12 protein-coding genes are annotated in these 17,896 nt (G+C 63.3%); 5 read left to right on the top strand and 7 right to left on the bottom strand.

Features of this window, described 5'->3' with window-relative positions; translation table 11 throughout:
* Positions 1-47: 47 nt before the first annotated feature.
* Positions 48-1,013: an alpha/beta fold hydrolase gene (locus tag AC3WVQ_RS15750; protein ID WP_090297884.1), complete on the bottom strand. Its 966-nt coding sequence runs from the start codon at positions 1,011-1,013 to the stop codon at positions 48-50.
* A gap of 389 nt (positions 1,014-1,402) precedes the next feature.
* On the opposite strand from AC3WVQ_RS15750, the gene AC3WVQ_RS15745 reads away from it, so the two are divergent.
* Positions 1,403-1,864 carry an Hsp20 family protein gene (locus AC3WVQ_RS15745; RefSeq protein WP_034786801.1) on the top strand — a complete coding sequence of 154 codons (462 nt, stop codon included), beginning with the start codon at positions 1,403-1,405 and terminating at the stop codon, positions 1,862-1,864.
* Positions 1,865-1,948: 84 nt separating this feature from the next.
* Here AC3WVQ_RS15745 and AC3WVQ_RS15740 read toward each other — a convergent pair whose 3' ends face one another.
* Positions 1,949-2,941, bottom strand: coding sequence for a bile acid:sodium symporter family protein (locus AC3WVQ_RS15740; protein ID WP_090297881.1), 993 nt, complete (start codon positions 2,939-2,941; stop codon positions 1,949-1,951).
* Positions 2,942-3,036: 95 nt separating this feature from the next.
* On the opposite strand from AC3WVQ_RS15740, the gene AC3WVQ_RS15735 reads away from it, so the two are divergent.
* Positions 3,037-3,894: a LysR family transcriptional regulator gene (locus tag AC3WVQ_RS15735; protein WP_034786796.1), complete on the top strand. Its 858-nt coding sequence runs from the start codon at positions 3,037-3,039 to the stop codon at positions 3,892-3,894.
* A 24-nt stretch (positions 3,895-3,918) separates the two neighbouring features.
* On the opposite strand, the gene AC3WVQ_RS15730 is transcribed toward AC3WVQ_RS15735, so the two are convergent.
* A complete protein-coding gene (locus tag AC3WVQ_RS15730; protein ID WP_090297876.1) occupies positions 3,919-4,965 on the bottom strand; it encodes a threonine aldolase family protein in 1,047 nt (348 codons plus the stop codon).
* Positions 4,966-5,519: 554 nt separating this feature from the next.
* Here AC3WVQ_RS15730 and gltB point away from each other — a divergent pair.
* Together gltB and AC3WVQ_RS15720 are read left to right on the top strand one after the other, a co-directional pair.
* The gene (gene gltB / locus AC3WVQ_RS15725; RefSeq protein ID WP_090297873.1) at positions 5,520-10,244 is read left to right on the top strand and encodes a glutamate synthase large subunit; all 4,725 of its coding nucleotides are present in this window, start codon (positions 5,520-5,522) and stop codon (positions 10,242-10,244) included.
* 108 nt (positions 10,245-10,352) lie between these two features.
* Entirely contained in the window at positions 10,353-11,810 is a 1,458-nt protein-coding gene (locus AC3WVQ_RS15720) for a glutamate synthase subunit beta (RefSeq protein ID WP_034786787.1), read from the top strand.
* An 87-nt stretch (positions 11,811-11,897) separates the two neighbouring features.
* Here the strand turns inward: AC3WVQ_RS15720 and AC3WVQ_RS15715 are convergent, their stop codons facing one another.
* Both AC3WVQ_RS15715 and AC3WVQ_RS15710 read right to left on the bottom strand, forming a co-directional pair.
* Positions 11,898-13,148, bottom strand: coding sequence for an SGNH/GDSL hydrolase family protein (locus AC3WVQ_RS15715; RefSeq protein WP_090297870.1), 1,251 nt, complete (start codon positions 13,146-13,148; stop codon positions 11,898-11,900).
* A gap of 134 nt (positions 13,149-13,282) precedes the next feature.
* Positions 13,283-14,503 (bottom strand): lytic murein transglycosylase, encoded by a 1,221-nt coding sequence (locus AC3WVQ_RS15710; protein WP_060581304.1) that lies wholly within the window; start codon positions 14,501-14,503, stop codon positions 13,283-13,285.
* A 398-nt stretch (positions 14,504-14,901) separates the two neighbouring features.
* On the opposite strand from AC3WVQ_RS15710, the gene galU reads away from it, so the two are divergent.
* Positions 14,902-15,789 carry a UTP--glucose-1-phosphate uridylyltransferase GalU gene (galU, locus tag AC3WVQ_RS15705; RefSeq protein ID WP_034786782.1) on the top strand — a complete coding sequence of 296 codons (888 nt, stop codon included), beginning with the start codon at positions 14,902-14,904 and terminating at the stop codon, positions 15,787-15,789.
* 78 nt (positions 15,790-15,867) lie between these two features.
* On the opposite strand, the gene AC3WVQ_RS15700 is transcribed toward galU, so the two are convergent.
* Positions 15,868-17,331: an outer membrane beta-barrel protein gene (locus AC3WVQ_RS15700; protein WP_089044971.1), complete on the bottom strand. Its 1,464-nt coding sequence runs from the start codon at positions 17,329-17,331 to the stop codon at positions 15,868-15,870.
* Between the two features lie 94 nt (positions 17,332-17,425).
* On the bottom strand, positions 17,426-17,896 hold the full coding sequence (locus AC3WVQ_RS15695; RefSeq protein WP_060581306.1) for an NfeD family protein: 471 nt from the start codon (positions 17,894-17,896) through the stop codon (positions 17,426-17,428).

Below are 17,896 nucleotides of genomic sequence, written 5' to 3'. Positions count from 1 at the left end.
TGCGCGTCTGATAGGACGTGCGGCGCTGTCGCGAGCGATCGCTTGCTTCAGGCGGCGCTGGTTTCGCGCGCGTCGCCTTCTTCGGGGATGACGAAGGCGAGGATCGCTGCCATCGCCTGGGCGCGGTAGCGGTCCGCCTCGTGCAGCAGCTCGTGTCGGGCGCCGTCGATCGGGATCATCTGGGCGGCGCGGAAATTGCGCGCCAGCCATTCGACGGCGATATGGGGTACCAGCCGATCGGCCGTCGGTGCCAGGATGATCGTCGGCAGGGTGATGCGGGTCAGATGCTCGCGGCGGATGACCCGGCGCATGGCGTGGAAAGCCTCGCTCAGCCAGCGCGCCGTCGGGGGCCCGAGCCTAAGTTCCGGATGCGCATCGGTTAGCGTGATGTTGCGGGCGTAGCGGCGGCGATCGGCCGTCAGCACGTTGTTTTCGAAGGGGCGGTTGCCCTTGTCGGGGTGTGCCGGCAGGGCGCCGAGGCCGACCAGCCGCATGAAGGTCGCAACCGTCGCGATGCTCTTTTCGCCGAGCGCCTGGCCGCCAAGGCCGACGAAGGGTGCGAGCACTACAAGCCGATCGATGCGGCTTGCCAGCATCGGGGCGAGGGAGAGGGCAACGAGAGCGCCCATGGAATGGGCGACGATCGAGAAGGGCAGGCGGGTATCGGGCAGCACGATCTGTTCGAGGAAGGTGCTGAGGTCGCGCTCATAGTCGGAAAAGTGGTCGACATAACCGCGTCCGGGGTGCGCCAGCAGCCGCTCGGAGCCGGCCTGGCCGCGCCAGTCGAAGGTGGCGACCCAGAGGCCGGCCGCAGTCAGATCGGCAATCGTCTCGAAGTACTTCTCGATCGATTCGTTGCGGCCCTGCAGCAGAACGACCGTGCCGCGCGCCACCGGCTGCTTCGTCTTGAAGATCGCATAGCGGATCTTGCGGCCGCCGATGCCATCGAAAAAGCCAGCGACATGATTGTCCGGGATCGGATTGTCCGGTGTCGCGTGGAGGATCGAGGTCATGGGGTCGTGGCCGGAGGTGAAAGCGTGTTGATCGGTAGCATCAAGGGATAGGCGGCAGGGTCTTCGCCGTCAAAGAAAAAAGCCGGAAACGGTGGGTGAAATCCGGACGATCACCGTTTCCGGCCGCTGAAGGGGAAGGGACATGTCACTTCAGCCTGGGCGTTGCGGCCCAGGATTTTGTTTTAGTCCCGTCGGGCTGAACGGAAGCCGAAGCCGGCGTTCATGTCGGGTTCACGGAAAAATCGTCGGCGGGGGCGTCTTGAAGTCGTCAAATCGCCTCCCCAAATCAGGGTCACGGGCGCCGAAGACGGGTCCGTTCACCGGTCCTGCCACTGCCAGAATGGGGTGGCCGACCAGACATCGCAAAAAGTTGCTCCAAGGAGGACACCATGCGTCACTTCGATTTCTCTCCCCTTTACCGCTCCACCGTCGGATTCGACCGCCTGTTCACCATGCTCGACAGCCTCGGCCAGCCGGGTGAAGCCCAGACCTATCCGCCCTACAACATCGAGCGCACCGGCGAAAACGCCTACCGCATTACCATGGCCGTTGCCGGTTTCGACGAGAGCGAGCTTTCGATCGAGGCGCGTGAACACACGCTGACGGTCAAGGGCGAAAAGGCCGAGGACAAGGGCGAAGAAAGCCAGTTTCTCCATCGCGGCATTGCCAAGCGCGCCTTCGAGCGCCGCTTCCAGCTCGCCGATCACGTGGAGATCAAGTCCGCTTCGCTGAAGAATGGCTTGCTGCACATCGATCTTACCCGCGAGATCCCGGAAGCCGCCAAGCCCCGCCGGATCGAGATCGCGTCGGTCGCATCGCAGCCGAAGCAGATCGAGGCTCAGACCCTCTGAACATCACGCCCGAACAGGGCATGAAACAGACCTCCCACAAAGAACGGCGTCCTCTACGGGCGCCGTTTTTTGTTGCCGGATCAATCAGGGCTGGGCCGGTACCGGCATGGCGGAAGCCGCCGCTTTCCTTGCTGCATAACGCTGGGCAATCACCGCGCAGGCCATCAGCTGGATCTGGTGGAACAGCATGACGGGCAGCACGATCGCGCCGATGTTCTGGCCGGCGAAGATGGCGCTTGCCATCGGGACGCCGCTCGCAAGGCTCTTCTTCGAGCCGCAGAAGGTGATGGCGATCTCGTCGGCCTTGTCGAAACCGAGCAGGCGGCTGCCGTACATGGTGACAGCAAGCACGAGTGCCAGCATGACGATTTCGATGACGACGAGCACGCCGAGATCGGTCAGAGAAAACGTCTGCCACAGGCCGGAGGTGACCGCCTGGCTGAAGGCGAGGTAGACGACCATCAGGATCGAGCCGCGATCGACCGGCGCCAACAGTCCCTTGCGGGCGCGGATCCAGTTGCCGATCACGGGCTGCAGCATCTGGCCGACGACGAAGGGGGCAAGCAACTGCAGCAGGATCTGCTTGACCGCATCGAGCGTGACGGTGCCATGGCCGCCGGCGGAAAACAGCAACCCGACGAGCAGCGGCGTCAGGAACATGCCGAAAATGTTGGAGGCCGACGCGGAGCAGATCGCGGCCGGCACATTGCCACCGGCCATGGAGGTGAATGCGATCGACGACTGCACCGTCGAGGGCAGCACGCAGAGGAAGAGGATGCCGGTATAGAGCGATTGCGGCAGGATCGAATCCGGCACGAAGCCGACCGCAAGGCCGATGAGCGGGAAGAGCACGAAGGTCGAGGCAAGGATGGTCAGGTGCAGGCGCCAATGCAGGATGCCGGCGATCACCACGTCGCGCGACAGGCGCGCCCCGTGCAGGAAGAAGACCATTCCGACAGCCACCTTCGTCGCCAAACCGAACCATTCGGTTGCCTCGCCATGGATCGGCAGGACGGATGCAAGCAGCACCGTCGCCAGAAGCAGGATCGTGAAGGTATCGGGAAGGTAGCGGCGCATATCAGCTCACTTGCTCGTTATCGAACGTCTTGCGGGGATCGCTCATTGTGAAGCAGGATGCAAGGAATAACAGTTATCACGAAATGAGATGAGCTATGTTGGATCTCGTGCAGTTGCGCAGTTTCGTCGCCCTCGAACAGATGGGCAGCTTCACGCTTGCAGCGGAAAAACTATCGCTCGGGCAATCGACGGTCAGCCAGCATATCCAGCGGCTCGAAGCCTCGCTCGGACGCACGCTCGTCGACCGCGATACGCACCGCGTTTCGCTGACGGCAGACGGGCAGGCGCTGCTTGCCCACGCGCGCTCGATGCTGGCGATCGACGGCGAGGTCCGGGCGCTGTTTGCCGAAAGCAGTTTGCGCGGTCGTCTCCGCCTCGGGGTCTCCGAGGACTTCGTCATGAGCCGGCTGCCGGCGGTGCTGGAAGACTTCGTCCGCGCCCATCCGTCGGTCGATCTGGAACTCACGGTGGCCTTGAGCGGCGTGCTCTACCAGATGCAGGACAATGGCGAGATCGATCTGGTGCTTGCCAAGCGCAGGCTCGGCGACCTCAGAGGCGAGCTCGTCTATCGCGAACCGCTGGTTTGGCTGGCGCGCGATCCCGAGAGGATCAAGCGCGACAAGGTGCTGCCGCTGATCGCCTTTCCGCCGCCGAGCATCACCCGCAGCGTCGCGCTCGAAGTGCTCGACCGCCACCGCCTGCCGTGGCGGATCGTATGCACCTGTGGCAGCCTCAGCGGCCTGACGGCGGCGGCCCGTGCCGGCATGGGCGTGCTCGTGCAGCCGCGCAGCATGGTGCCCTCGGGGCTGAAGGAAATCCCGGCCGGGCTCCTGCCGCCGCTCGAAGACGTGGAATTCGTGCTGGTGCCGAGCAAGGGCGTCGACCGAAAGCTGAGTGCGGCGCTCTCGGTCGAAATCCTCGCCAATCTGAGGACCCTGCAAGGGCAGTCTTGAAGGCAGGGCTGATACCGATACCGCTCAGCAGCCGGCGACGAAGCGGTCGACGTCCTCGGCCTTGGTCGCAAAGCTGGTGACGAGGCGATAGAGGCCCTCGTTCTCAGCAAGCTTGCCCTCGAGGTCGTGCGGCACTGGCCAGTCGTAGAAGACGGCGCCATCCTGCCTGAGCTTCGTCGCCACATCCTTGCTGATGATGGCGAAGACCTCGTTGGCATCGGCCTGCCAGGCAAGCCGGCTCGTCTTTGCGGCGGCAATGCCCTCGGCCAGGCGTGTGGCCATGGCGTTGGCGTGACGGGCGAGGTTCAGCCAGAGATCGCCGGCGAAATAGGCGTCGAACTGCGCCGAGACGAAACGCGACTTGGAGAAAAGCTGGGCGGAGCGCTTGCGCAGGAAGTGCATCTCGTGGGCCTTGGAGAGGTCGAACAGCACCAGCGCCTCGGCGCACCAGCAGCCGTTCTTGGTGCCGCCGAAGGAGACGAGGTCGACGCCGCGCTTCCAGGTCATTTCGGCGGGCGTTACGTCGAGGCTGACCAGCGCGTTGGCGAAGCGCGCACCATCCATGTGCAGCGGCAGCTTGTGTCCCTTGGCGACGGCCGCGATCGCTTCGATTTCGGCGAGCGAATAGACCGTGCCGCTTTCCGTCGCCTGCGTCAGCGATACCGCACTGGGCTGGCCGCCATGGACGTTATCGAGCGGGAAGCGCCGGATCTCGGCTTCAAGGCGGGAGGCCTCCATCTTGCCCCGCGGTCCGTCGACGGGTTTCAGTCGGGCGCCATGCGAAAAGAATTCGGGCGCGCCGCATTCGTCGGCGATGACATGGGCCTCGCGATGGCAGAAGGCGACGCCGCCGGCGCGGTTGGCTGTTGCCAGTGCCAGCGAATTGGCGGCTGTTCCGGTGCCGACGAAGAAGACGGCGACGTCCCTTTCGAAGATGTCCGCGAACTTCTTTTCCACCTTCCGGTCAAGCTCGCTGGTGCCATAGGCCGACGCGTAGCCGCCGGCATGGGCCATCAGGCTTTCGGCAATCGCGGGATGGGCGCCAGCCCAGTTATCAGACGAAAAAATCATCACTTCTCACCCTGTTTCACCGTCAATTCGACGGCTTTTTCCGACCTTAGCCGAGTTTATAGCCGGATCAATCACGGTCAGCGGGCGAAAGGCCAACAGGAGACCAGTTTGAAACCAAAATGAAGAAAACGACGATATGTCGTAATTAAATTATAAAAGCCGGAAATTTCCGGCAATGTTCGGCAAAATCTTCTCCATTATTTGCTGATATGCCTCTTGCAGAGGGGGGTGGTTTCTGGCATAGAGCACATGAAATAGGACAGGTTTGCTGTCCTATTTCGGTCTAGGGACCGGAACAATCGCCGTGAGTGCCTAAAAAAGTGGCATCCGGCGTGCGAAGCGGGAGGATTGGCCGGATTTCATCCGGTTGTTATCGCCTGCCGTCAGGATGGTCGCAGACATCAGTGCCTGATGATGCCGTGCTTATTTGCGACCTGATCAGGATCATGAGACGATGAGTGCCCCGGCTTTTCGGCGTGTCTTTGCACGCAACGAAGAGTCATGCGCGGGCGGTGCCATGCCCGGCGGTGCCGGGTTCAACAGGAGGGAAAACGATGACGGATCATTCGCCATCACAGCAATCTGGGCTCAACCTCGCACACAGCGTTGCGACGGCTGAAAAAACGCCCGCATTCCCGACTGGCCTGCCGCGAAAACAGGGGCTCTACGATCCGCGCAACGAACATGACGCCTGCGGTGTCGGCTTCGTCGCCCATATGAAGGGTCAGAAGTCGCACCAGATCGTGCGCGATGGTCTCTTCATGCTCGAAAACCTGACGCACCGTGGTGCCGTCGGCGCCGACCCGCTGATGGGAGATGGCGCGGGCATCCTCGTGCAGATTCCCGACCGTTTCTTCCGCGAGGAGATGGCCAAGCAGGGCATCACCCTGCCGAAGGCGGGCGAATATGCCGTCGGCCACATCTTCATGCCGCAGGACGATGCGCTCGTCGAACACTTCAAGCAGGTGATCAAGGACGTCGTCACCGAAGAGGGCCAGGTGCTCATCGGCTACCGCGACGTGCCCGTCGACAACGCGTCGCTGTCGAAGGCGCCGGAAATCGCCGCGACCGAGCCGCGCCATGTCCAGATCTTCATCGGTGCCGGCCGTGACGCCGCCACGAACCCGGAGTTCGAGCGCCGTCTCTTCACGCTGCGCAAGGTGATCTCCAACCGTATCTATGACGAATACAAGGGCGAGGAGAGCAACTTCTACCCCGTGTCGCTGTCGTCCTCGACGATCGTCTACAAGGGCATGTTCCTCGCTTACCAGGTCGGCGCCTATTACAAGGATCTGTCCGACCCGCGCTTCGAAAGTGCGGTGGCGCTCGTTCACCAGCGCTTCTCGACCAACACGTTTCCGTCGTGGAAGCTCGCCCATCCCTACCGCATGGTCGCCCATAACGGCGAAATCAACACGCTGCGCGGCAACGTCAACTGGATGGCGGCGCGCCAGGCGTCGGTTTCCTCGCCGCTCTTCGGCGACGACATCTCCAAGCTCTGGCCGATCTCCTACGAAGGCCAGTCGGACACCGCCTGCTTCGACAACGCACTCGAGTTCCTGGTGCAGGGCGGCTATTCGCTGTCGCACGCCGTCATGATGCTGATCCCCGAGGCGTGGGCCGGCAACCAGTTGATGTCGCCTGAGCGAAAGGCGTTCTACGAATACCACGCAGCGCTGATGGAGCCGTGGGACGGTCCGGCAGCTGTCGCCTTTACCGACGGTCGCCAGGTCGGCGCGACGCTCGACCGCAACGGTTTGCGTCCGGCCCGCTACATCGTCACCTCGGACGATCGCGTCATTCTCGCGTCGGAAGCCGGCGTGCTGCCGGTCGACGAAGACAAGATCGTCAAGAAGTGGCGCCTGCAGCCGGGCAAGATGCTCCTGATCGATATGGAACAAGGCCGCATCATCTCCGACGAGGAGGTGAAGTCCTCGCTCGCGCAAAAGCACCCCTACAGCAAGTGGCTCGAAGACACGCAGCTCATCCTTGAAGAGTTGAAGCCGGTGGAGCCGCGTGCGCTCCGTCGCGACGTTTCCCTGATCGATCGTCAGCAGGCCTTTGGCTACACGCTCGAAGACACCAAGATCCTGATGTCGCCGATGGCGACGACCGGCCAGGAAGCGATCGGCTCGATGGGCACCGACACGCCGATCTCGGCGATGTCGGACAAGCGCAAGCTGCTTTACACCTATTTCAAGCAGAACTTTGCGCAAGTCACCAACCCGCCGATCGACCCGATCCGCGAAGAGCTGGTGATGAGCCTCGTCTCCTTCATCGGTCCGCGTCCGAACATCCTCGACCACGAGGGCATGGCGCATGCCAAGCGGCTCGAGGTGCGCCAGCCGATCCTGACCAACGGCGATCTCGAAAAGATCCGCTCGATCGGTCACACCGAGGATCGTTTCGACACCAAGACGCTCGACTTTACCTATGACATTTCGCGCGGCGCCGAAGGCATGCCCGAAATGCTCGATCGGCTCTGCGAGCGTGCCGAAGCGGCGGTAAAGGGTGGCTACAACATCATCGTGCTCTCCGACCGTCAGGTTGGTCCGGACCGCGTGGCGATCCCGGCGCTGCTCGCGACCGCCGCCGTGCACCACCACCTGATCCGCAAGGGTCTGCGCACGTCGGTCGGCATCGTGCTTGAATCCGGCGAACCGCGCGAAGTGCATCAGTTCTGCCTGCTCGCCGGCTACGGCGCCGAGGCGATCAACCCCTATCTCGCCTTCGATACGCTCACCGACATGCACAAGCGTGGCGAGTTCCCCAAGGAAGTCGACGGCAGCGAAGTGGTCTACCGCTACATCAAGGCCGTCGGTAAGGGCATCCTCAAGGTCATGTCCAAGATGGGCATCTCGACCTACCAGTCCTATTGTGGCGCGCAGATCTTCGACGCCGTCGGCCTGTCGTCGAAGCTTGTCGACCAGTTCTTCTTCGGCACGGCGACGACGATCGAAGGCATCGGCCTCGAAGAGATCGCCGCCGAAACCGTCGCCCGCCACAAGGCGGCCTTCGGCGCCGACCCGGTTCTCGCCAACTCGCTCGATATCGGTGGCGAATATGCCTTCCGCATGCGCGGCGAAAGCCATGCCTGGACGCCGGACGCAATCGCCTCGCTGCAGCACGCAGTTCGTGGCAACGCAGAGGACCGCTACCGCGAGTTCGCTGAGATGGTGAACAACTCGGCGCTGCGCATGAACACCATCCGTGGCCTGTTCACGATCAAGAGCGCCGACGCCCTTGGCCGCAAGCCGATCTCGGTCGACGAGGTCGAACCGGCCGTCGATATCGTCAAGCGCTTCTCGACCGGGGCCATGTCCTTCGGCTCGATCAGCCGCGAGGCGCATACGACGCTGGCGATTGCCATGAACCGGATCGGCGGTAAGTCGAACACCGGCGAAGGGGGCGAGGAAAGCGATCGCTACCTGCCGCTGCCCGATGGTTCGATGAACCCGGAACGTTCGGCGATCAAGCAGATCGCGTCCGGCCGCTTCGGCGTGACCACCGAGTACCTGGTCAATGCCGACATGCTGCAGATCAAGGTGGCGCAAGGGGCCAAGCCCGGCGAAGGCGGGCAGCTGCCCGGCCACAAGGTCGATGCAACGGTTGCCAAGACCAGGCATTCGACCCCGGGCGTCGGCCTGATTTCGCCGCCGCCGCACCATGACATCTACTCGATCGAAGACTTGGCGCAGCTGATCTACGATCTGAAGAACGTCAATCCGGAAGCCGACGTTTCGGTCAAACTCGTCTCGGAAGTTGGCGTCGGCACGGTTGCCGCCGGCGTTGCCAAGGCGCGTGCCGACCATATCACTGTCGCCGGCTTCGACGGCGGTACCGGCGCTTCGCCACTCACCTCGCTGAAGCACGCCGGCAGCCCTTGGGAAATCGGTCTGGCCGAGACCCAGCAGACGCTGGTGCTGAACGGCCTGCGTTCGCGCGTCGCCCTTCAGGTCGATGGTGGTCTGAAGACCGGTCGCGACGTCATCATCGGCGCGCTGCTCGGTGCCGACGAATTCGGCTTCGCCACCGCACCGCTGATCGCCGCCGGCTGCATCATGATGCGCAAGTGCCACCTCAACACCTGTCCCGTCGGCGTTGCGACCCAGGATCCGGTGCTGCGCAAGCGCTTCAAGGGCACGGCCGAGCACGTCATCAACTACTTCTTCTTCGTGGCCGAAGAAGTGCGCGAGATCCTGGCGTCGCTCGGCGTCAGGAAGCTCAACGACATCGTCGGCGCTTCGGAACTGCTCGAAAAGGACAGTGCGCTTGCGCACTGGAAGGCCAACGGCCTCGACTTCTCGAAGATCTTCCACAAGGTGGAAGCCAAGAAGGAAGAGACCTACTGGACCACGCGCCAGCAGCACCCGATCGACGATGTTCTCGATCGCAAGCTGATCAAGGAAGCGGCGGTCGCGCTCGAAACCAAGGCTCCGGTCAAGATCGAAGCCGAGATCAAGAACGTCGACCGTTCGGCCGGCGCGATGCTTGCCGGTGCTCTTGCCAAGCGCTGGGGCCACAAGGGCCTGAAGGACGACACCATCCACGTGACCCTCAAGGGCACGGCTGGCCAGTCCTTCGGCGCGTTCCTCGCACGCGGCATCACCTTCGATCTCGTGGGTGACGGTAACGACTATGTCGGCAAGGGTCTTTCGGGCGGTCGCATCATTGTCCGGCCGCCGGAAAATGCGACGATCGTTCCGCAAGAATCGATCATCGTCGGCAACACCGTGCTTTACGGCGCGATCTCGGGCGAGTGCTACTTCAACGGCGTTGCCGGCGAACGTTTCGCCGTGCGCAACTCCGGCGCGGTCGCGGTCGTCGAGGGCGTGGGTGACCACGGCTGCGAATACATGACCGGCGGCGTCGTCGTCGTGCTCGGCGGAACGGGGCGCAACTTTGCGGCCGGCATGTCGGGCGGTGTCGCCTATGTGCTCGACGAGGAAGGCGATTTCGCCCGTCGCTGCAACATGGCGATGGTCGAGCTGCAACCGGTTCCGGAAGAGGACGACATGCTGGAGAAGCTGCACCACCACGGCGGCGACATCATGCACAAGGGCATGGTCGACGTGTCGGGCGACATGACGCGCCACGACGAGGAGCGGCTTTATCAGCTCATCTCCAACCACCTTCACCACACGGGTTCGCCCCGGGCGAAGGAGATCCTCGATCACTGGACGGATTATCGGCCGAAGTTCCGCAAGGTCATGCCGGTCGAGTACCGCCGTGCGCTCGAGGATATGGAACGCATGAAAATGGCAGAGGCGGCCGAATAGGAGGCCCCGGTGACCAAGGCTCCCGGTTCATCACAGATCGGTTCGGGGGCCCCTCACGCGCGCTCGCAAAAAGCGCCTGTTCAGACGCACAGCTTTCAGGATGAAACGATGGGTAAGGTAACTGGATTTCTCGAGATCGACCGGCAAGTGGCAAAGTACCAGCCGGCGTCCGACCGCATCCGCCATTTTCGCGAATTCACCATTCCGATGTCAGAACCGGAAGTGCAGAAGCAGGCTGCTCGCTGCATGGACTGTGGCATCCCCTATTGCCACGGCCCGACCGGCTGCCCGGTGCACAACCAGATCCCGGACTGGAACGATCTCGTCTACAACGGCAACTGGGACGAGGCGATCCGCAACCTGCATTCGACCAACAACTTCCCGGAATTCACCGGCCGCGTCTGCCCGGCGCCGTGCGAGGAAGCCTGCACGTTGAACCTCGAAGACACCCCGGTCGCGATCAAGACCGTCGAACAGGCGATCGCCGACAAGGCCTATGAAATGGGCTATATCGTGCCGCAGCCGGCCGTCACCAAGACCGGCAAGAAGGTCGCGATCATCGGCTCGGGACCTGCCGGTATGGCCGCGGCCCAGCAGCTTGCCCGCGCCGGCCACGAGGTGCACGTCTACGAGCGCGAAACCAAGCCCGGCGGCCTGCTGCGCTACGGCATCCCGGACTTCAAGATGGAGAAGAACTTCATCGATCGCCGCGTCGACCAGATGCGCGGCGAAGGCGTCACTTTCCACTGCGGCATCAATGTCGGCGTCGACGTTCCGATGCAGCGCCTGCTCGACGAGCATGACGCCGTGCTCTACTGCGGCGGCTCCGAGACCCCGCGCGACGCGGGAATCCCCGGCGTCCAGTTCGCCGGCGTGCATGACGCGATGCCCTATCTCGTCCAGCAGAACCGCCGCGTCGGCCGCGAGAACATCGACAGCGTCGGCTGGCCGTCGCAGCCGATCCTTGCCGGCGGCAAGCATATCGTCGTCGTCGGCGGTGGTGATACCGCGTCCGACTGTGTCGGCACCGCTTTCCGCCAGGGCGCCGTCAAGGTGACCCAGCTCGACATCCGTCCGCAGCCGCCGGAAAAGGAAGACAAGCTTGCCGTCTGGCCGTTTTGGGCGACGAAGATGCGCACCTCTTCGAGCCAGGCCGAAGGCGCCATCCGCGAGTTCCAGGTGGCGACCCTTGAGTTCATCGGCGACGAGGACGGCAACCTGACCGGCGTGAAGTGCTGCCAGGTGGATGATCGCCGCAAGCCGGTCGCCGGCACGGAGTTCATCATCAAGGCGGATCTTGCCTTCATCGCCATCGGTTTCAGTGGTCCCTTCACCAACAGCGTGATCAAGGACCTCGGCGACAAGCTGACGCTCAACACCGACCGCCGCGGCTCGACCAACGTCGTCGCCAACGAGCGCGACTACAAGACCTCGGTCGACAAGCTCTGGACGGCCGGCGACGTGCGCCGCGGCCAGTCGCTCGTCGTCTGGGCGATCCGCGAAGGCCGCCAGGCGGCGCGTGCGATCGACGAGGCGCTGATGGGTTCGACCACGCTGCCGCGCTAAGGCATTACTCCCAAGCATGAAAAAAGCCCCGCAGCGATGCGGGGCTTTTTTCATGGTGTGCCAGAAGGCTGAATGGGGATCGTCGGCCTAGTTGCGGATCACCGGGTTGCTGATGACCGTGTTTGGCTTCGAGAGGCGGAAGTCATCGACGCGGCCGGCCGGAGCGGCGGCGACGTCACCCTTGCCAACCAGCAGGTCGCGTGGGCTCTTGCCGTTGCCCTTGTCCGGTGCGGCGCTGCCGAGCAGGGACGCGGCGCCATCCAGCGCCGGATCGGTCAGCCCGATCGGCTGGGTCTTGACGATATCCTCGTTGCCGAGCGGTGCGGTCACCACCAGGTCCTTGAGCTCGTCGGCGCCCGGCACGTTCTTGTCGGTGGCGGCGGCATCGCCGAGCAGCCGACGGATGTCCTTCTCGACGTAGAAGGCAAGCTTGCGCTTGCCGGCCTTGGTGAGGTTGACGCCGTCGGCGCCGCGCAGGCGCACCTGCTGGCCGTTGATATCGGAGCCGGTCAGAACGAACTTGCCGCCCTCATCGACGAAGCCGTCCCAGATGTCGACGAACTGTCCGCCGACCTTCTCGATCTCCTCGCGATAGATGCCGTTGAAGGTGACCATGTCGGCGGTCATCGCGGCCGACTGGAACGGCGGCATGCCGACCCAGAGAACCGGCAGCTTTTCCTTGCGCGCAAGGGCTGCCAGCGCGTTGACACGCTTGCGATATTCTTCCGTCCAAAGGTCGGAGCGGAACTTCTCCTTGGTGCTGCCGATCTGCATCTGCTGGCGATCGTTGGCGCCGAGGCTGATGATGATGACCGACGGCTTCACGTCGCCGACATAGCCCGGCAGCGTGCCCGGCCAATTGAAATAGTCTTCGCGCACGAGACCGGACGAACCGTTCGCCCGCGTCTCGATGGTGATGCCGGGCGTCATCTCGAAGGCCGTCTTCAGGCCGTCGCCAAGGCTTCCGGCCATGAAGTCGCCGACGACGAGCACCTTCTTGGCATCCGGCGCCTTCTCCACCACTATCGGCGCCGGGGCAGGGGTGTCGGCAACCTTTGGCTTCTGCTTCTGCTGCCCCTGGCCCTTCTGCCGCTGTTGCGGCTGGCGCTGGCGCTTCGGGCGCGGCTGTTCGGGATAATAGTCGCGATCCTGGTAGGTCGGCCGTTCGCGGGTCAAGCCGCCGAAGAGCATCTGAAACAAGGTGCGGCGTTGAACGCGCTCCTGCGCCTCGGCAAAGCTCGCAAAAAGGCTGACGGTGAGCATCGCCACAACGGCAATGCAGATCGTCGCAATCCCGAACGGCGTACGGCTATCGTGCCTGCGGCGCCTGCTGATCATCTGCTTTCTGCCCCGTTCATCGCGTATTCGGGCGGCCTTGCCGCACCAAAGTTTCAGCGCGCCGCACGGGGGTGCAGCGCGCTTGCCCTATTGTATCTCACGGATACTCAGATCGTGAAACCGTTTCGAACCTGCTAGTTGCGGAGCGCCCGCAGCAGCATCTGCGTCGGCTCACCATCCGGCGCCAGTCCGTTCTTCGACTGGAATGCCTGGATCGCGGCCTTGGAGCCGGAGCCGAAGTTGCCGTCGACTTCGCCACTGTAGTAGCCAAGCTCCTTCAGCCGGTTCTGCAGCTCGAACTTCTCGCTGATGTCAAGCGAACCGTCCGGACGCGGCCAGCGCTGCTGCATGCCCTGGTAGCCGGCGATCTGGTCTGCGAGCAGGCCGACGCCGAGCGCGTAGCTGTCCGACGCGTTGTAGCGCTTGATGACGAAGAAGTTCTTGGTCATCAGGAAGCCGGGGCCGTTGCCACCGCTCGGCAGCTTGAGCTCGGCGCGCGTGCTGCCGTTGCGGAAGCCCTTGCCGTTCGGCCGGGCAAAACCGAGCGACGCCCATTCCTTGAGCGTCTTCGTCTGGCCCGAATACTTCGCGGCGTTGGCCGGCGGGGCGACTTCGTAGCCCCAGGTCTCGCCCGGCTGCCAGCCATTTTTCTTCAGAAGGTTGGCGGCGGTCGCCAGCGCGTCTGGCACCGAGTTCCAGATGTCGCGGTGACCGTTTCCGTCTGCGTCGACCGCATAGAGCAGGTAGCTCGTGGGGATGAACTGGGTGTGGCCCATGGCGCCCGCCCAGGAGCCCGTCAGCTCACGTGGGGTGATATCGCCCTTCTGCAGGATTTTCAGCGCGGCGATTAGCTGCTTCTTGGCATAGTTCGACCGCTTCGGATCCGCGTAGGCAAGGGTTGCGAGCGCGCGCGGGACGTAGTGCAGGCGGTCATCCTTCTCCAGCACGGCGCCGTAGTTGGACTCCATCGACCAGATGGCCAGCAGGATGGTCTTGTCGACGCCGAAGTGTTTCTCCAGCGCGTTCAGCGTGCGGGCGTGCTTGGTCGCCATCTCCTGGCCGACGCGCTTGGTGTAGGGGTTCACGCGGGAATCGATATATTCCCAGATCTTGTGCTTGAACTCCGGCTGGTAGTTGGCCTTGTCGATCACCGTCTGGTCGGGCGACTTCACGCCGGCAAAGGCCTGGCGATAGGTTGCCTTGGTGATGCCGGCCTGGGCGGCGGTCGCGTAAAACTCGTTGATCCAGTTCTGGAACCCGGTATCGGCGCGCGCGGGGGAGGTGCCGAGCGTGGCGGCGGATAGGACGAGGGCGGCTGCGATATGACGGAAAAACGTCCTGCGGTTTCTGATCATCAGCTGTCGGTTCCGTTTCTCTGCGGAGCTTCGGCCGTCATGGCCCGAATCACTCCGCAAGGTGGCAGTCTGGGGCCAGCCTGGACGGTGGGGGCAGTCGTCGGCGGCTCCTGTTTCGGATCCGGCCGCGCTTGTTGCATTGCCGGATTGCAACGAATCTACAGAAACGTGGTCAACAAACCCTTTACCATGAAAATGTGGTGGCGTCTTCGGCCACAGAAAATGTCAAGCCTTGGTCGTGGAGTTCGCATATGCATTTGTTTCGTCGGTTCATGCTGTGTTCAGCTGACGGCATAGAGATTGCGGCTCCATTACGGAGCGCTGTATGGTTAGGGACGGATTGACGTCCAGGACCATTCGGCAAGAGTTATGAGTGAAATCCTTTCAAGGAGGTATCGATGACCGACAAGCGTAAAGTCCGCAAAGCCGTGTTCCCGGTCGCAGGACTGGGCACCCGTTTCCTGCCGGCGACCAAGGCCGTGCCGAAGGAAATGCTGACGGTGGTGGACAAGCCGGTCATTCAATATGTGGTCGACGAAGCGCTGGAAGCCGGTATCGAGCATCTGATCTTCGTGACCGGCCGCAGCAAGGCTGTCATCGAGGACTATTTCGACATTCAGGTCGAGCTCGACCAGACGCTGCGCGAGCGCAACAAGAAGGCCGAGATCGCGCTGCTCGACGGCATCCTGCCGAAGGCCGGCACCACCAGCTTCACCCGCCAGCAGGCGCCGCTCGGCCTTGGCCACGCGGTCTGGTGCGCCCGTGAACTCGTCGGCAACGAGCCCTTCGCGCTGCTCCTGCCCGACATGATCATGAAGGGTGAGAAGGGCTGCCTGAAGGGCATGGTGGAGCTCTATGAGCAGAGCGGCGGCAACGTCATCGCGGTTGAGGAATGCGCGCCGGACCAGGCGCACAAATACGGCATCGTCGGCGTCGGCGACAAGGTCGGCGAAGGTTTCAAGATCACCAAGATGGTCGAGAAGCCAGCACCGGGCACTGCCCCCTCCAACTTCTTCATCAACGGCCGCTACATCCTGCAGCCGGAGATCTTCCCGATTCTCGAAAAGCAGGAGCGCGGCGCCGGCAACGAGATCCAGCTGACCGACGGCATGCTCAAGCTTTCCGACAACCAGCAGTTCGCCGCTTACCACTTCCGTGGCGATACCTATGACTGTGGCGCCAAGGACGGCTTCATTCTGGCCAACGTCGCCTTCGCGCTCGAGCGTGGCGATATCCGTCCGACCGTCGAAGGCCCGCTGAAGAGCCTGCTCGGCAGCCTGAAGTAATCGGCCTTCTCTTCTCGAAGGCAAGAAAGGCCGCGTCCATCGGGCGCGGCCTTTTTTAATCTGGATGATGGGATTGCCTCAGCGGCGCAGCGTCAACCCGACGCCGACGCGGGTGATGTCGGTGGTGTCGCCCTGATCGCGGGTGGTGCGCTCGTAGCTGACGTCGCCCGTCAGCGCCAGGTAGCGGTTGATGTCGTAGGTGAGGCCGGCGCCGGTGCGCCAGGTGGTCTCGTCCGACGAGCGGGCGTTCGAGGGGTAGTTGCGCAGCGTCAGGCTGTTCGTCAGCCGCGCGACCAGATCCGAGCGCATCTGGTGGGTGATGATGTTGGTGAGGTTGTAATCGATCGAACCAGCGTCGCCGGGCGTCGTCGACGGGTTGAGGTCGGTCGACACGGCGAAGAGCACGTCGGTGCCGCGTTGCGGCGACCAGTTGAGGCGGCCATCGACCGACAGGCCGCGGAGTTCGCCAAGCCGGTCATCCTCGAAATTGTAGGTTTCGTAGCCGAGGCCGAGCTCGCCATAGAGCTTCTCGCCGAGGTCGAGCTCGATACCGCCGCGTGCGGCATAGGTCTGATAGGAGCGTTCGAAGCCGAGCGGATCTTCGCGCAGATCGTAGAGCGACTTGCCGACGGAGGCTTCGAGGAACGGGATCAATGCCGGCGACAGTTCGTAGCCGACGCGGGCCGTGAGCACACCGGTGTTGCGGTTTCGATACTTGACCGAAAGGTTCGTGCCGTTTTCGAGTTCGACATCACCATAGGTGCGCCGGTCGAAATCGATGCCGACCGAGCCGCGGATCAGACCGAAATCACGCTCAACGGCCGCGCCGAGGCGGTAGGTGTTGACCGCGGACTGGTTTTTGGCGTTGGAGATCGCGTTCGGGTCGTCGGCGTCCTCGCGCTCGAAACTGTAGCCGGCGCGCAGACGGGCGATCGTTTCGTCCCAGAGATCGAGCCGCAGTTCCGCATCGACATTGGCGCGGGGCTCTTCCTCGCCCTCGCCGGAGATGTTGTTCTGCAACACGCCTTCGCCGGTGACGGTCAGCTGATGCCGCGACCAGTCCGAGGTCAAGGTGCCGCGGATTCCGGTTTCGAGATAGCCGCGGCTGGTCTTGGTGTCGCCGTCCTTGCGCCATTCGTGGTTGATGGTCTCGCTGACGCTGGGGCGCAGCGTGAAGGTGCCGATTCGGATGCCCGGGGCGCGATCGTATTCGGGGTTATCGGTCCGCAACCGCAGACCGTCGATCGTTGGCTCGCGCTGGTTCAGGCGAAGGTAATCCTCGTTAGAGGCCGGGGTCAGGTCGTCAGCGCTGACGGCGCCGGTGGTCTGCGGATCGGTGATTGCGGGCGTCGCGGCCGGAACGGCTGAAGGCGCTGTGCCCGCGCCATAGGTGGTCGTCGTCGGAGCGGTGGCGGGAGCGGTCGTGGCGGTCTGGGCGTTCAAGGATGCGGGGGCAAGCATCGCCGTGCCGGCCAGCAGCAACGCCAGCGACGTCGAACGCCGCGCGCCTCCTTTGATCGAGCGAGATGAGCCTGGCACCATATGCCGTTTGTCCACGAGCCTGATTGCAATCCTTTCGCAACCGTAAAGCGACGTGGTTAATCAATCGTTTCCAAACGGAAAAAACGTCGTGGCATCAGCCGCTTGCGGTTACGCTTTCGACGGTCAGGTTGCGGCCGTGGGTGGAAACGACGCGCACCCTTGTACCGGCCGGCAGGTCCGGTCCCTCAACGACCCAGAACGTGTCGTCGAGCCGGATGCGCCCTCGGCCTTCGGCGATCGGTTTTTCCAGGACCGCGGTGCGACCGACGAGGCTTTCGGCGCGCTGGTTCAAAAGCGGCTCGTCGGTGGTCTCGGATGTGGAGAGAACGAAGCGGCGGCCAAGGAGAACGGCCGCCACCGAGAGCAGCGCGAACAGCACGAGCTGGACCTGCCACGTCCAGAAGCCGACCTCCCAAAGCATGAGGGAGAGGATGCCGACTGCCAAGGCGGCGACACCGATCCAGATCAGGAACACGCCGGGGGCGACGAGCTCGGCGGCGAGAAGCACGAAGCCCAGAACCCACCAGCTCCAGGGCCCGAGTTCTTGAATGGCGCGTTCGATCAT

It is taken from the genome of Ensifer sp. EB106-05-01-XG146, from assembly GCF_058791875.1.
The sequence above is the reverse complement of the archived record's forward strand: the minus strand, read 5'-3'. Positions and strand labels throughout refer to the sequence as shown.

Bases quoted from the DNA above. Each gene is read 5' to 3' on its own strand.
- AC3WVQ_RS15730 (WP_090297876.1), bottom strand. From the start codon at position 4,965: ATGATTTTTTCGTCTGATAACTGGGCTGGCGCCCATCCCGCGATTGCC.
- AC3WVQ_RS15745 (WP_034786801.1), top strand. From the start codon at position 1,403: ATGCGTCACTTCGATTTCTCTCCCCTTTACCGCTCCACCGTCGGATTC.
- gltB (WP_090297873.1), top strand. From the start codon at position 5,520: ATGACGGATCATTCGCCATCACAGCAATCTGGGCTCAACCTCGCACAC.
- AC3WVQ_RS15700 (WP_089044971.1), bottom strand. From the start codon at position 17,331: ATGGTGCCAGGCTCATCTCGCTCGATCAAAGGAGGCGCGCGGCGTTCG.
- AC3WVQ_RS15735 (WP_034786796.1), top strand. From the start codon at position 3,037: ATGTTGGATCTCGTGCAGTTGCGCAGTTTCGTCGCCCTCGAACAGATG.
- AC3WVQ_RS15720 (WP_034786787.1), top strand. From the start codon at position 10,353: ATGGGTAAGGTAACTGGATTTCTCGAGATCGACCGGCAAGTGGCAAAG.
- AC3WVQ_RS15695 (WP_060581306.1), bottom strand. From the start codon at position 17,896: ATGATCGAACGCGCCATTCAAGAACTCGGGCCCTGGAGCTGGTGGGTT.
- AC3WVQ_RS15750 (WP_090297884.1), bottom strand. From the start codon at position 1,013: ATGACCTCGATCCTCCACGCGACACCGGACAATCCGATCCCGGACAAT.
- AC3WVQ_RS15740 (WP_090297881.1), bottom strand. From the start codon at position 2,941: ATGCGCCGCTACCTTCCCGATACCTTCACGATCCTGCTTCTGGCGACG.
- galU (WP_034786782.1), top strand. From the start codon at position 14,902: ATGACCGACAAGCGTAAAGTCCGCAAAGCCGTGTTCCCGGTCGCAGGA.
- AC3WVQ_RS15710 (WP_060581304.1), bottom strand. From the start codon at position 14,503: ATGATCAGAAACCGCAGGACGTTTTTCCGTCATATCGCAGCCGCCCTC.
- AC3WVQ_RS15715 (WP_090297870.1), bottom strand. From the start codon at position 13,148: ATGATCAGCAGGCGCCGCAGGCACGATAGCCGTACGCCGTTCGGGATT.